The organism is Ruegeria sp. CDSC068 (assembly GCF_059610545.1).
In genome coordinates, this window is the sequence record NZ_JBXWNV010000015.1 from 51243 (window position 1) to 66767 (window position 15525).

Here is a 15525-nt window from a genome sequence, read left to right on the forward strand (position 1 = left end):
AACAACGACCAGGCGTTTACAATTTCGCGGTCGCGGACAAGTACATGTTGCCGCTGATTGAAAAAGGTATGGTACCGCTTATCGTCATCACCGACAGGAATCCTTTGTACGACAACGGTGATACGCCGCACAGTAAGGAGGGTCGCGAAGGTTTCGCCGCCTGGGTAAGCGCCATTATCAGCCACTATGGAGTCGATAATTTAAAGATCGAAATCGGGAACGAATTCAACTCGAGCGATTTTGTCAGAGGTCCATTTACCCAGAACCCACCGGCATATCTGGCTGCACTGGTTCGAACGGTACACACGCGCCTGGAGCAGGATCATCCCGATGCCAAGATCATCTGCAGCGGCTTAAACACAATTGCGATCGGGTTCTATCGTGAATTTTTTCGTCAGGGCGGCCTGCAAGCCTGCGATGCGATTTCCGTGCATCCTTATCGCGACAACCCCAATACCGTCCTGCCAGAACTGAATCGTCTGAAGGCCTTGATGCAGGAATACGGTGGAGAACGCCCAATCTACGTAACCGAGTTCGGCAATTGGTTTGAAGATCAGAATGATGCACCTGATTACATGATCTTGATGGTGACACAAATGGCGGCATCCGGGATAAACGACGCGTATTGGTATGCGTTGCTGGATGAGCCTTGGTGGCCCAATATGGGCTTGCGTACGCAAAACGCTGAAAAACGAAAACCCGCAGCGGACTCATTTGAGTTTCTACAGCGTGAGCTCCTGCCATTCGGCCGTCCTGTCGCAAGCGAAACGATTGAACCAGCGCGGATCTACGAATTTGGAAAAAACGGTGAAGCTTTCGTCGCGTGGGGCAGCGGCGTACTCGAAGTGAAAGGAGTGGCTGAGTTTTTTGACGCTCGCGGCCGCCCCATTGATCCTGTGAACACTCTGACAGATTCGCCAATTCTGATCATTGGACAGAATCTGAGTGTCGAGTTGTCAGTACAAACAGTACACGCGGACACGCGATACCAGTTCAATCAGCCACCATGGAGCTACTTTGCCAGACGCCCCAGCATCGGTCTGGTTCCGCTGGAAATCATCGATTGGTATTGGCCGAGCTACCGCGGCGCACCTGATCTTTCGCCTCTTCGCATCACTGACGATGGCGTGACGACCGCGCGGTTCAATGGCAAACCTTACACCGCCATAGAACGATTTACTGCACAAATGGATGGTCGATTTATAGTGAATGGGCAGTGGAAAGCCTCCTCAGAGACCGAACCATCGCGCCTGTCTATCTTGCACAAGGGAACACCTGTTCACGAGGCAGAAGTTACAAGTGATGGCTATGTTTTGCCCGAGATTGAATTGGAATTGCAATCTGGTGACACGGTGGATTTCGAAATCGCACCTAATGGCCCAAATGGCGATGGATCCGTAAAACGCCGGATCAAGATATCAGGGCCACCCGTTTCGCATCCGGGTGGCTCCGAAAATCGCTTATAGTCCCCGGCGGGCACCACGACGATAGGATTTCAGCGAAGGTTTGCGCGGTGCGCTGTCCTCCTCTGCCCGATTGTCAGCAAATGCGGCAAGGCGCGCAATTGAGGGGTATTCCAATAGGTGTCTCGCCTCAACGTTCAAATCAGCATCGATCATGCGCGCGGCAATACGGAATACTGTTAAGGAATCTGCGCCCAACGCGAAAAGTGTTTGCGACGTTGAAATTTGATCGATACCCAGAGCGTCTTCCCAGATTTTTGCCATTTTCTTTTCCGTCGGCGTACTGGGCTCAGTGTACAATGCGGTGACTGTCGCAACAACGTCCGGATCAGGCAGAGCTTTGCGATCCAATTTTTCGTTGCCGGTTTTGGGCAAATTACTGAGGAATACCCAAGCAGTCGGCACCATGTAGTGCGGCAGCCGTTCGGCCAAAGCCGTAGTCAGGCTTTCCGGTTTGGGATCATGTCCTGGCTCGGCAACGACATATCCGACCAGCTGCTTGTCTCCACGCGGCGAAGGACGCAAAGTCGCGGCGGCCGCCTGAACGCCGCGCACCGCGCGCATTGCCGTTTCAATCTCTCCAAGCTCGATGCGGAATCCGCGCAATTTGATTTGCCCATCATTGCGACCCAACACTTGGATTGTGCCGTCGACCAAACGGCGGGCAACATCGCCGGTCTTATACAAAAGACGTGGGTGCCCGTTCAGGGACACTTCACGAAATGCTGCTTGTGTTAGATCGTCGCGTCGGAAGTACCCCTTCGCCAACCCTGTACCACCAATGTTCAGTTCGCCCTCAGCCCCGATTGGCAACGGCTGGTCGTCAGGACCAAGCACATGCAATTCGGTATTGGCTATGGGATGACCAATCGTAATCAATTCGCCCGAATGAACCTTTGAAACAGCAGACCAGATCGTGGTCTCGGTCGGGCCATACATGTTCCACAGATCCGCGCCGCTTTCCATCAACCTCTCTGCGAGATCGGCTGGCAAGGGTTCACCGCCCGCCAACATGGTCAAACCTTTGTCAGGCCGTAACCCAGCTTCAAGAAGCATGCTCCACAGCGTAGGCGTGGCCTGAATATGCGTGACATCGCCACGCTTCAAGCGTTCGACCAATCGGAACCCGTCCAGAACGTCTTCTTGTGCCGCGATAACCACTCGACCACCCTGCAGCAACGGCAGGAACAGTTCCAGAACCGAGATATCGAACATCGTTGTAGTCACTGACAACATTACCGATTGCGGGTCGAAACCGGGTTCGTACGCCATAGACGTCAGGAAGTTGATCACCGAGCGATGGCCGATCTCAACCCCTTTTGGCGTGCCGGTAGAACCCGAGGTGAACATCACATACGCCGTTGGATCAACTCTATCTGCGATGATCAAAGGAATGCCACCCGCTCTTACTTGACTCATCTGAAGCTCAGGCAGATCAAGACCTTCAGCGCAGTCGGGTAGATTGGCCTGATCGTGCAGGACGGCAGAAACATCTGCCGTCTCAAGTATCATGCGCAGCCGCGATGCGGGTTGAGCGGGATCAATCGGCACGTAGGCGTTGCCGCTTTTCAGAACGCCGAGCAAAGCTGCCAGGCATTGTGATGACCGAGACATGGCCACGGCAATCCGGCCGCCGGACCCGCGGACAAGGGCCTGGATGTCAGCGGCGACCGCATCACTTAGCCGGTCAAGTTCCGTGTAGCTGAGCTGTCCCAGATTATCCTCAACTGCGATCGCGTTTGGATAAGTTTTGGCAGTTTCCGAAATTAGCCTGTCGAGCGTTGTCGCCTGTGGCAAAGCCTCGCTCGTTCGATTCACAGTCTTCAGCATCCACTCGAGCTCGTCGGCGGGCTGAACGTTAACCTTAGACAGAGGGCGCGCGGAATCCTCTGCCAGTTCGGAAAGAACTGTCTCAAAGTACTTCAACCAACGCATCACCGTGTCTTCGTTATAGACGTCAGTGTTGTAGTCGACATCCACTCGCAGACCGTCGCGACGTTCGATCACGTTAAAGAACAGGTCGAAATTCACAGCTGTTTTAGGGTTGGGTGCCGACGTCATGCTAAGCGGGCCCATATCTACGGCCTCGCCCAGTCGTTCCAGATTGAACTGCACTTCTGTGAGCGGCAACCGGTTCAACGTGCGCTCGATATTCAGATCGCGAACGAGTGTTCCGTAGGTATAATCCTGGTGGTCAAATGCATTCATAACCTGATCACGAACCTGCGTCAGAAAGTCAGCAACCGAAGCATTCCGGTCTTGAACGGCGCGGATCGGCAGAAAATTGACGCAGTGACCAACCATTTCGTTGTTGTCCAGCAAGGCCTGCCCGCCGGTTGGCACCCCAATGACCAGATCATGAGACCCGGTCAGCCGTCCTAATACAATCTGCAACGCGGCAAACAGCGTTGCAAACAGCGTGCAACCTTGCGCGGCACCGGCCTTACGGGCCGCTGACGCGACATCTCCCGATATGCGCGCCGTGCAAGTCGCACCGGAGAATGTTTTGATTGCAGGTCTAGAATGATCTGTTGGTATATCCGGCAATTCAGTAGGTTCTGAATATTGTTCTTCCCAATAGGCGCGCGTCGCCGGTCGCACATTTTTACCGGACTGAGTGGCGGCATAGGCAGCGAAAGACGGGGCCGGCGGAAGGTTCGCCGGCGTACCCGAAACCTCTGCTTTGTAAAATGCCACCAGGTCCGAAGCCAGTACGTTGTATGACCAGCCGTCGCATACGATATGGTGTGCATTGATGATCAGAACATGTTCTTCCGCCGACATCCGTGCAACGAAAGACCGTATGGGAGGCCCCGAAATCAAGTCGATTTCAATCGAAGAGTCTTCGCGCACGAGGCTGGCCAACGCAGCCTCTGAATCTTCTTTGTCACTCAGATTATGAAGCGTAAGCTGCAGTTCGAATGGATCGACAATGTTGAACGTCTCACCGTTTTTGGCAAAGACCTGACGCAACCCATCATGCCGTTCAATTACACGGTTAAGCGCCCGTTGTAAGGCGTCTTGGTTCAATGAACCCGTTAGACGGAACGAGGCGCTTTCATTGAAACTGCACGACGCTTTCTCTCCCAGTTGACTGGTCATCCAAACTTCGCGCTGTGCTTCGGTCAGGGGGATACCTTCGGTTGGCGGTTTGGCTACCGGCGTTGTAGCGACGGGTTTGGCTTTCCCGTCGCCGACAAGGATACCAACGCTTCTGAGCGCATCGACGGATTGTTCAAACGCGTTCACAACCGCATCGAAGTCCTGTTCAGTATGGGCAGTCGTAAAGAAGCAGGCATACCCGACCTGAACATGGATACCGGCCATCTTCATGAGCGGGTAAAACAGGGCGGCATTGGGATCGAAGTCCATTAGTTTTGGAACAAACCAGCTTGAATAGCTTTCGACCAATTGCGGCAACCCGCGCGCTACAAGAATGGCATTCATCCTGCCGACTGCATCAGCCGTGCGGGCGGCCGTGCGCTGCCAAAGATCGGACCCATTTGTGCCCATATGTTCTAGCGTTGCGTCCACCGCGGCAACAATCAACGGATGGCGAACGAACGTTCCCGCAAAGAAGGTTGGAGAAACTTCCGGGACCGAGTCATCACCGAACTGCCACATGCCGCCGTCGAGTGCATCCATAAACCGGGCTGAACCCGCCAGCATGCCAATTGGCATACCGCCTCCGATTACCTTGCCGTAGGTTGCCATGTCGGCCTGGATATCCCACTCGCCCTGCATTCCCCGGGCACCAACCCGGAAACCGGTCACAATTTCATCCATGACCAAGGCCGCACCGCTTTCGTGTGTGATATGGCGCAGTTCACGCACAAATTCCTGAGGGCGTAGGTTTGGGTTCCGGCTCTGTACTGGTTCGACAACAATAGCAGCGACTGAGCCAATATTTTCGCGAATCCATTCGATGCTTTCTGGCGCGCCATACGGCAACACAACCATGTTGGACAGGCTCGAGCGCGGAATTCCCGGTGTAATCGGCAGAGCCGCAGGGTCGCCACCACGTGACTTGCCTTTGACCAATACTTCGTCGAACTGGCCATGGTAGTCACTGCCAAATACCACGATCTGGTCGCGGCCTGTTACCGTTCGTGCAATGCGCATTGCTGCCATCACAGCCTCGGACCCGGTGTTGCAGAAGGTAGCACGCTCATGACCTACAAATTTTGCAAAGCGTTCCAGAACTGGGCCGGCGAGATCACATTGCGGCCCAATTGCAAAGCCACGTTCCATCTGACGTGATACAGCATCAATGACAAAATCCGGCGAATGGCCAAAAGCTATAGGCCCGAAACCACTGACCAGATCTATGAATTCATTCCCATCGATATCCCACAGGCGCGCACCTTTGGAACGATCGGAAACGATCGGGAACACCAACTCCTTCCATTCAGCGCGAAACCCTGCTGCCGTGCGTGGGTCGGCCATCACAGACCGGTATGTCTGTACATACTCTTTGGATTTGGCGTGTCGCTGGCTGTAACTGGTTGCCAAGTCTCGCGCAAAGGCCAGTTGCTCGGACGTAAGGTCGCCGCCGGCTGCATTGGTTGCACGTCCGATCGAAAAGGTGCCTTTGCTCGCCGCATTTTTGGGCAGCGCAGGAACTGCTGGTTTAATCGCTGTCTCAACTTTTGGTGTACTGGTCACAGCAGTAGGTGCCGCTGTCTGAGCTCCAGACAAAGCCTGAAGCTGTTGTGCAAAAAGTGACTGCATGGCAGCGACCTGCGCCTGCATGACAGCAGCGACTGACCCATCACCAATCGGTGCGGCGGGCACAACTGATGGTGGCAATACCGCAGGAGCCACGGGTTCCGTAGCGCTTTGCGTGACCGTTTGTGTGGCCTCCGGTTCAACCGAGGGAACAGCCGTTTCGGGGGGTAGGCTTTCATCCAGGTAATCAACGAGCGCCTCAGCGGACGGATAGTCGGACATCAATTGCCGGAATGTCAGATCGATCCCGTAATCAGCATTCAATTTTTGGGTGACCTGTCCGAGGAACAAGGAGTCAAACCCAAGTTCCAAAAACGTTGCCGGTGCATCTTCTGGCCCCAGATCTTCACCAGAAACTTCGCTCAAAATGGCTAGAATCTCACTGATCAGGCGCGGCTTGCGCTCAATCTGTTCTTGTGAATTGGATGTTGGCATAGAAAAGAACTCATTTAAACTTGAAACAGGATTTACGGTTGCCGTGGTCGGTGCGGATGACGAGGAAGTTGCTGCTCCGATGGAAGGCGCTGGCGCATCGACCCAATGCAGTTTGCGTTGGAATGGATAAGTTGGCAGAGGTACGCGCCGGTTTCCGCGCGGACCCAGCTTGCTCCAGTCTACATCGACGCCGCATCCCCACAGGCAACCCATTGCAGCGGCCATCGCGACTTCATCCGTTTCTGGACGGGTGTGATCCGGCAAAGACTGTATGACCGCAACCGAGGCATCCCGCGGCAATGTTTGGATGCTGAACGCAGATAACGTGTTCCCAGCGCCAACCTCGAGCAACGCGACTGGATCTTCGGTCACGAGTGTCGAAACCGCGTCCGCAAAATTCACCGCTGCTCGCGCCTGGGTCGCCCAATATGACGGGTCTGTGCATTCATTCTCGGAAATCCAATCGCCCGTTACACAGCTGACATATGGAATTTTCGTTGGTTGCAGCGTTTTTTGAGTGGCCGCTTCCAACAGGCCTTCACACACCGGATCCATCATGCGTGAATGAAACGCATGAGAAGTGTGAAGACGTGTACACGGGATACCGGCCTCTTTCAGTCGATCTTCAATCGACGCAATTGCATCAAAGTCTCCGGCCAATACGTTTAAACGAGGCGCATTGCGCGCGGCGACATCGACGGTATCATCCAGATAATCCTCCAGAGCCTCAAGCGGCGCTCTAACGGACAACATCGCACCGCCTGGCTGATCCTGCATCAGTTGGCCTCGTTTCGCGATGATCGACAACCCGGTTTCAAAATCCATGACGCCACCCAACGTGGCGGCGGTGAACTCGCCAACCGAATGGCCAATCATTGACGCTGGGCTTATGCCACGAGCCATCCACAGCTTTGCACAGGCGTATTGAGTCAGGAACAAAGCAGGCTGAGTCAGGCGGGTTTCGCGCAACGCACGCGCGAGGTCCTGGTCACTGGCGTCTGCGAAACACAGCATTGTCTTTACGTCTAAGCCAAGAACCGGGCGTAATATTTCCGCACCTTTATCAATCCACTGCGCAAATTCAGGTTCGGTTTGGTACAGACCGCTGCCCATGCCCGGGTACTGAGATCCCTGACCCGGGAACATGAATGTTACAGTTGGGTTGCCCTGCATCGCGGGCTTACGGATAGCGGGTGCAGCGCGTAAGGTTTTGGCGACCTCTTCAGGATCCGAGCCCGCGACAGCCTGACGATACTCAAAAGCTGCTCGTCCCTCTTGCAAGGTATAGGCCGCATCCGCCAGTCTCGGCGCGTCGGGTTTCTCCAAAGCATCCGCTAAGTCACCCTTCATCTCGGCCAAGGCTTCCGGCGTCTTCGCCGAAATGACAACCGTTTGAACGGAAGCAGTCTCAGCATCCTGCACTATTTGCGGTGCCTCTTCCAGCACCAAGTGGACATTGGTCCCTCCCACCCCGAAAGAACTGACACCGGCGCGCAATGGTCCATCCGACACCCAGTCCGAGAGGGAACTCGGAACCCGGAACGGAGTACCTTCCAGTTCTATTCTAGGGTTCAGACCGGAGAAGTTTGCCACAGGGGGAATCTTGCGATGGTTCAGCATCAGCGCTGTTTTGATTACGCTGGTTACGCCGGCAGCCGCATCCAGATGACCGATATTGCCTTTGACGGACCCGAGCGCACAGCCCACTTCGATAGCTGCTTCGCCGAACGCCTGACGCAGCCCACTAATTTCAATTGGGTCCCCGAGAGGTGTCGCGGTTCCGTGGCATTCGACGTAAGTCACACTTTTAGGTTCGATTACAGCATCTTTGTGCGCTCGGCGAATTGCATCCGCCTGACCGCGTACCGTTGGTGCCGTGTAAGATATTTTTTCGGCACCATCGTTATTGATACCGCAGCCCAAAATAACGGCATGGATGTGATCACCGTCTGCAACGGCATCTTTAAGTCTGCGCAATACAACAACCCCAGCACCGTGCCCGAAAACCGTTCCGCTGGCTTCAGCGTCAAATGGTCGGCACGTGCCGTCATCTGACGACAACCCACCTTCTTGCGCGATGTATCCACGCTTTTGCGGAAAGGTGATCGAAACGCCTCCTGCCAAAGCCATGTCGCATTGGCACGCACGCAATGCCAACAATGCCTGCGAAATCGCGGTCAGCGACGTCGAACACGCCGTCTGTACCGTCATCGCAGGACCGTGCAGGTCCAGCTTGTACGACACCCGAGTTGCTAGGCAGTCCCCAATATTGCCGGTCAGTTCAGAAATCTTACCGGTCTGATAATTCGACATATACGCCTCGGCTGCCTGACGGTCGGCCAATATGTTTTGAATCAGATATGTGGTCGACGACGACCCCGCGTATACGCCCACCGGCATGCGTGTCCGCCACGGGTCGTGACCGCTGTTTTCCAAGGCATGATAGCAAATCTCAAGGAACACTCGGGCTTGCGGGTCCATAGTTGCCGCCTCACGGGCGTGCATCGTAAAAAACTTGGCATCGAACATCCCTGCATCCGAAAGGATGGGGCGGGCCGCTACAAAACTGTCCGATGCACGTTGTTCAGGCGTGAAGCTATCTTCAAGTTCGCCCGACGAGAATGGCTTGATCAGATTATCGCCGTTCTGAATGTGCTCCCAGAACTCATCAAGAGACTGTGAACCGGGCAGTTTAGCTGCCATGCCCACAATTGCGATTGCATTCTCAGGCAAGTTCAGGTCAGCCCGTTCCTCAACTCCTTGTTCTGGCTCCTGAGACGACAGCGACTCGTTTCCACTCACTTCGATCGCGGCTATCGCCTCGGACAAAGGGCCCAGACGCGGGACTTCGAACATGAGTGTAATGTCGAACCGTACGTTTAAACGTTTCATCACTTCTGCATGGACACCAATTAATTGCAGAGATGTTCCCCCAGCTTCGAAGAATGTTGCGCCTGCATCCAACTCTCCGCAACCCAATGTCTCATCATAAATCTTCGCAATAGTTCGTGCGATCTCGGCAGCGTCTAGCGGTTTACGGGTTGATTGGAATATTGGAGTTCGGGTTGACTGGAAAATTGGCCCAGTGTTGCCGTTGCTTTCCAAGTCCTTCGATTCGACGCTGTCGACCAACGCTTTTCGGTCAATCTTGTTGCTTGGGGTTAATGGAAAGTCTGCCACAACCCGGTTCGTCCGAGGCAGGGCGCCCTCCGGCAAGGCCCTACCGAGTTCGGCCATAACCTCGCGGACGAAGGCGCGTTTGTCAGCAGGCATATCGCCTGACGGTTTCAAAAAGGCTGTTATGCGTTTCTCACCCGTATCTGCCGTGGTCAAAGTAACCGCAGCATCCAAAATCATCGGCAATTCACGTAGGTGATGTTCAATTCCGTCCAGTTCAATGCGACGACCACCAATTTTCACCTGTCGATCGACACGTCCTAGAAATTCATAGACACCATCGTCGCGCTGCCGGACCAGATCTCCTGTCAAGTATACTTGTCCGGTGTGAGTCGGGCGCGGATCTGAAATAAAAGACTCGGCCGTCCGTTCGGGTTTGTTGAGATAGCCAAGTGCCACACTCGGTCCCGCGGCAACTAGCTGCCCGACCTCTCCAGCCCGCAGTTCGTTATGGTTTTCGTTCACGACGAAACAGTCGCAGTGACCAGTCGGCACGCCTATCGGAATTGTACCACCAACAAGGTCCGCTTCGGTGACGACGTGCATCGTGGTTAGGGCGGAGTTTTCTGTGGGACCGTAACCGTTTATGACTTCGATTCCGGGATGCGCATCTTTGAGACTACGAACATGTGAAGGGGACAGCACATCACCCGCCGCACCAAAACGGCGCAAACTGCTTAGCGCATCAAGGTGATGTTCGATCAGCAGATGTGACATTCCGGTGTAAAAGAACGCGACACTTACACCATGACGGGAAATAGTTGCGGCAAGCTTGTCCAATGCCGGCTTGGGCTCGGCCACAACTGCGACCGACCCTCCGTTCAAAAGCGCAGGCCATGTTTCCCAAGTGAAACCGTCACATGCAATGGTCGAACTCGCCAACGTTATGTCGTTGGGAAGGACTTGTCCGATTGGTTGATCAAAGCCGAGCCGAACGATGGACCGATGAGGTAACACAACACCTTTTGGCTGTCCGGTCGATCCAGACGTATACATTATGTAACACGCATCCAGACCAGTTCTGTTCGGAAAGTCGCGCTTCTCATCGGGATCAGAATTCAATAGGTCGAGCGCATTCAGACTTGCAACCCGGTTCGAATTCAGTTCATCGGCAATGGGCTTGTGGTGCTCCTCCCACAGGATCGCGGATGGTTTGGAATCCGCAATAACGTACCCTGCTTGCTTTATGTCATAGGCTGGGTCCAATGGCACAAAGGTCCCGCCCGCACGCATGATACCGCACATGGTTAGGATTGCTTCGGGCGTGCGATCCATGATCATCGCCACGTTGTCACCCGGAGAAACACCCTTTGACATCAAATGCAGGGCAATTCTATCGGCGGCATCTGCAATTTCCGCGTACGTGTACCCCCGATCGTCACCGATCAGCGCGACCTTGTTTGGTACGATAGCGCACACGCGAAGCATGCTTTGATAGAGGTCCAGCGCAGGATCAAAATTCAAAGAACGCAAAGACCTGACGGCAGAACCATTTAACATATCAACCCCTAAAACCGACCAAAGGGGGTTATCGTAGCAAACAGTGCAAAATAGGTTGCGTCTTTGACAATTGCCCTACGAAATTTGCGCTACGGCCCCTCAGGTTAAATATATCGGCAAAACAAACGAATTCGATGTAGACAAGCGTATTGTATGCCTTTCTGGCTGTCGACTGCAGGCTGCCCATGGCAGCATCAAAGAGTCGCTGTTGGTCGAATGAACTGGCAATCTGACCTGCATGACTTTGAAAAATAGATAAAAAATTGCAGGAGGATGCAACAAGGTCCGTTTGAGCACGTCTTTGGACGACTCGCGTTTAAGTTCCCAAAACCCACCAATCTTCTTTCCATCCGACTATTTATTCCCACCCCGACACAATCAGATCAGTCTGAACCCTCAATGCGGGAATTTGCGCTTTTTTGCCCAGAGTCGATTCTGAGCCGTAAAGCGAAAAAGAGAAACTTGGCAAAGGGTTCTACGCTTAACTTTTTCGGACATTTTGAGACGATGCTGTATTGTTAGGGTCGCCTTACGGCACGAAAGCCCTACCCTCTGCCTCATGACCGAGCCCCTTTCCTGCACACAATACTCGTCTTTGATTGTTGTGCTTGGTGATCAACTCTCAATGAATATCTCTGCGCTGCGCGCGGGTGATCGGGACCGTGACACAATCTTGATGGCCGAAGTCATGGAGGAAGCTCGTTATGTGCGACATCACAAAAAGAAGATTGCTTTCGTTCTTTCCGCCATGCGCCATTTCGCGGCGGAACTTAAGTCGGACGGGTGGACCGTGCGCTACGTTCAATTGGATGAGCCGGACAACACGCAAAGTCTGATCAGCGAAATCGCGCGAGCGAAGCACGATCTAAGAATTAAGCGCACGATCGTGACCGAGCCCGGAGAATACCGTCTGGTCCAAGAGTTCGCGCAGTGCGAAGGGTTGGAAACGGTAGCCGATGATCGGTTCCTTGCCAGCCATCATGACTTTCAAACCTGGGCCGCAGGTCGCAAACAGCTTCGGATGGAATACTTCTATCGTGAGATGCGCCGCAAAACCGGTCTGTTGATGTCGGACGGTGAACCTGAAGGTGGCCGCTGGAACTTTGACGCCGACAATCGCAAGCCCGCCAAAACTGACTTTTTCTTACCTCGCCCGTTGGAAGTGGAGCCGGATGAGATCACGCGGGACGTTTTGGCGTTGATAGAAGCACGCTTCCCTGACCATTTCGGAAAGCTGGAACCGTTCTGGTTTGCCGTCACGAAAAAGGGCGCCTTGGCGGCATTGGATCATTTTGTCGAACATGCCCTGCCAAAATTTGGAGACTACCAGGATGCGATATTAAAAGGCGCGCCGTTTCTGTACCACTCGGTCCTAGCACAATACCTAAACGTAGGTCTTCTTTCCCCGCTCGAGATTTGTCAGCGCGTTGAACGGGCTTACTACGACGGCCACGCACCTTTGAACGCCGTTGAGGGGTACATTCGCCAGATAATAGGTTGGCGCGAATTTGTACGAGGAATCTATTGGTTGCGAATGCCTGGCTACACACGGTCAAACTACCTGTCCGCACACCGCTCTTTGCCTTCGTTTTTTTGGACAGCGGATACTGATATGGCGTGCATGGCAGCCGCAATCGTACAGACTCGGGACGAAGCATATGCGCACCACATTCAGAGGTTAATGGTGACCGGAAATTTTGCCCTGTTGGCTGGAATTGATCCGTTTGATGTGCACGAATGGTATCTGGCTGTTTACTCCGACGCCTATGAATGGGTCGAGGCTCCAAACGTGATCGGCATGAGCCAGTTCGCCGACGGGGGTCTGTTGGGGTCAAAACCATACGCCGCAAGCGGGAATTACATCAATAAGATGTCCGATCACTGCGTCTCGTGCAGGTACGATGTTAAACAGAAAACCGGCGATGGCGCATGCCCGTTCAACCCACTTTATTGGGATTTTCTGGCGCGAAATGCCAACCTACTGCGCGGCAATCCCAGACTGGGCCATGCGTACAGAACTTGGGATCGAATGACCCAAGAAAAACAACAAGAGTATCTAAACAGTGCCAAAAGGATATTGGAGCGACTGTGAACCGAACGAAAGGAAGACCCATGCCAACTGCCAAATTCAGACTGACGTGTTAAGCGCCTCGCTGCGATGACGTCTGATCCGATAATGTACACTAAGGTTAAACGCATCCAAGTAGCGACGTACTCCGAATTACAGTCGGCCCCTGCACTTCGACCACTCGGCGTGGCATAGTCCATTCGAGACCAATACTTAGAAGGCGCATACCTGTCCGAATTTACTGTAAACCTGATCGGAGCGAGCCGGGTTGGGCAGACATTGCTGACCCTGTTTAATGTGTTGGATTATTGCCGGGTACAGGATGTTTATAGCGCCAGTCAAAGCTCGGCAGAAAAAGCCGTTCGGCGGGCGGGCGCGGGTCGTGTCGCAACTGATTTATCAGAAATGCGAGCTGCCAATCTTTGGATTATCACAGTCCCCGCACACAAATTTCTGTCGTTGCATCTGACCTCATTACAGCGCGTTTGGCAAAGGACCGCTCAGCCGAACGATCCATAGCCTTTCACTGCAGCGGATTTCTCTGCGCTGATGAGATGGCCTTATTGCGAAAGCTGAACTGGCGTTTGGCCAGTGTGCATCCGGTCCTATCATTCGTTGACCCCGATACGGCAAAAAAACAGTTCCGAGGCACTCTTTGCGGTTTGGAAGGGGACGCCGATGCTTTGTCGATCCTGCAACCTCTGCTGGAACGGCTCGGGGCGGAATGTTTTTTAATCCGCTCCGAAGGAAAGAGCCTATATCACGCGGGAGCGGAGATCTCGAACAACTTTGCCGTAGTACTGCAAGCCATTGCGCGTGAAGCCTGGGCTGAAGCGGGTATTGCGGACCATATCGTGCCACAGTTGAACTCTAAATTACTGGAAGGCACAGCGGAAAATGTCGTTGCTCATGGACCGCGACACGCATTGACGGGCCCAGCGGCGCGTGGGGATGAACGGGTAGTGGCCTCTCAAGCCCGCGATGTGGCAGATTGGCATCCACAGGCCGGAGTCGTCTACCGAGCCTTAAGTGACATGGCCGGGTTATTGAAAGTAACTGGTGTAACTAACGCCTCGGTTAAGTCTTCAAAGAAATATGTGCTATTTCCCCCGGGCTTCGGCCCGCGTGATCCAATCGGCGCCGGCATAGGTGATCGTCAAAACGTGGACTTCCCGCAAGTCTTCGTCGATCGTAAAAACAATAACCGCACGCTTCGCCGCTGGAATAGCGCGTAAACTTGGTAAAACATGATCCCTTCGCGACCCCTTGTGCGGCAACGTCTTTAAACCCTGGGCCACACGCGCAATCTCATCCAGTTTGCGCCTTGCCACCCGGGGTCCAGCGTAGTCTGTTATCATCTCTACAATCCGGTTTAGGTCTTCCGAGACTGCAGGATGGTAACGCAGGCGATAGGTCACTCAGCGGAATCCAGTCTACGTAGCGCTGTCGCGAAAGCAGTCTCGTGATTAACAAATTCCTGGCGCGGAGTTGCGGCACGACGGCGGATTTCTTCGGCCATCGCCTCAAGCGCAGTTTCACGAGCCTGCTCATCCTCGATCATCCGTTCGACAGCAGCTGCCACGGCAGCAGAGGCCGACGCATACACCCCCTCACCCACTTTTTCCTTGAGAAATTGGTGGTGCCTATCTGTAAAGCTGAGTGTGGTTTTGACGGTCATCGCAGCGTCCTTTCACGGTAATACTTAGTCATACCGGCTTGCGAGTCAAGCCAGCGAAGATGCGATTCAACATACCCTTTTTCAGGTCAGATATCCGGTCACGTCTTACGATTTTGCCTAGGCAAATGTGTGCCTGGGCCGCCGTGGCGTGTTATTTCGATCAACTAGTAAAGCTCATTTCACTCTCCAGAAATGCTTCAGGGCTATCCACTTCCTCAAGTTTGCGACCAATGATCCACCAGAACCGGTTGCCAACGTTTCTCAGAAAACTCCGGTCGTGGCTGACCAGCAAACAGGACGCGCCGTGGGTGACCTATTCGGCCTCCATTGCCTCTTGACCTTCGATATCCAGATGGTTCGTCGGCTCGTCCAGCAGATAAAAGTTCGGGTTCCTAAGCCGCAGGACCAACATCGCCAACCGCGCTTTTTGTCCGCCGGACAGCGCCTCGATCCGGGTGTTCTGCATTTGGAAATTG

The 15525-nt window shown here is 53.9% G+C and carries 6 protein-coding genes and 1 pseudogene; 3 read left to right on the forward strand and 4 right to left on the reverse strand.

Translation table 11 applies throughout. The annotated features are described in order from the left end of the window. The first annotated feature begins 44 nt into the window (after positions 1 to 44). Positions 45 to 1466, forward strand: a complete 1422-nt coding sequence (locus AC2FID_RS21440) for a glycoside hydrolase 5 family protein (protein WP_496838614.1) — start codon at positions 45 to 47, stop codon at positions 1464 to 1466. Here the strand turns inward: AC2FID_RS21440 and AC2FID_RS21445 are convergent. Beyond that, positions 1461 to 11303 carry an amino acid adenylation domain-containing protein gene (locus tag AC2FID_RS21445; RefSeq protein ID WP_496838616.1) on the reverse strand — a complete coding sequence of 3281 codons (9843 nt, stop codon included), beginning with the start codon at positions 11301 to 11303 and terminating at the stop codon, positions 1461 to 1463. The genes AC2FID_RS21440 and AC2FID_RS21445 overlap by 6 nt on opposite strands. Positions 11304 to 11862: 559 nt before the next feature. Here AC2FID_RS21445 and AC2FID_RS21450 point away from each other — a divergent pair. Beyond that, the gene (locus AC2FID_RS21450; protein ID WP_496838618.1) at positions 11863 to 13395 is read left to right on the forward strand and encodes a cryptochrome/photolyase family protein; all 1533 of its coding nucleotides are present in this window, start codon (positions 11863 to 11865) and stop codon (positions 13393 to 13395) included. Between the two features lie 530 nt (positions 13396 to 13925). Beyond that, positions 13926 to 14606: a DUF2520 domain-containing protein gene (locus tag AC2FID_RS21455; protein WP_496838621.1), complete on the forward strand. Its 681-nt coding sequence runs from the start codon at positions 13926 to 13928 to the stop codon at positions 14604 to 14606. On the opposite strand, the pseudogene AC2FID_RS21460 reads toward AC2FID_RS21455, so the two are convergent. The 3 genes and pseudogenes from AC2FID_RS21460 to AC2FID_RS21470 form a co-directional block, all read right to left on the reverse strand. Further along, positions 14571 to 14729 (reverse strand): annotated as a pseudogene (locus AC2FID_RS21460) (type II toxin-antitoxin system RelE/ParE family toxin); the annotation flags it as partial. The gene AC2FID_RS21455 and the pseudogene AC2FID_RS21460 sit on opposite strands and share 36 nt — an antisense overlap. Positions 14730 to 14785: 56 nt before the next feature. Continuing rightward, positions 14786 to 15049 (reverse strand): type II toxin-antitoxin system ParD family antitoxin, encoded by a 264-nt coding sequence (locus tag AC2FID_RS21465; RefSeq protein ID WP_113791875.1) that lies wholly within the window; start codon positions 15047 to 15049, stop codon positions 14786 to 14788. Positions 15050 to 15362: 313 nt separating this feature from the next. After that, a complete protein-coding gene (locus tag AC2FID_RS21470) occupies positions 15363 to 15515 on the reverse strand; it encodes an ATP-binding cassette domain-containing protein (protein WP_496838622.1) in 153 nt (50 codons plus the stop codon). Positions 15516 to 15525: the final 10 nt, after the last annotated feature.

Excerpts from the sequence above, each read along its gene's own strand:
- AC2FID_RS21440 (WP_496838614.1), top strand. The coding sequence starts at position 45 with ATGTTGCCGCTGATTGAAAAAGGTATGGTACCGCTTATCGTCATCACC.
- AC2FID_RS21450 (WP_496838618.1), top strand. The coding sequence starts at position 11,863 with ATGACCGAGCCCCTTTCCTGCACACAATACTCGTCTTTGATTGTTGTG.
- AC2FID_RS21465 (WP_113791875.1), bottom strand. The coding sequence starts at position 15,049 with ATGACCGTCAAAACCACACTCAGCTTTACAGATAGGCACCACCAATTT.
- AC2FID_RS21470 (WP_496838622.1), bottom strand. The coding sequence starts at position 15,515 with ATGCAGAACACCCGGATCGAGGCGCTGTCCGGCGGACAAAAAGCGCGG.
- AC2FID_RS21445 (WP_496838616.1), bottom strand. The coding sequence starts at position 11,303 with ATGTTAAATGGTTCTGCCGTCAGGTCTTTGCGTTCTTTGAATTTTGAT.
- AC2FID_RS21455 (WP_496838621.1), top strand. The coding sequence starts at position 13,926 with ATGGCCTTATTGCGAAAGCTGAACTGGCGTTTGGCCAGTGTGCATCCG.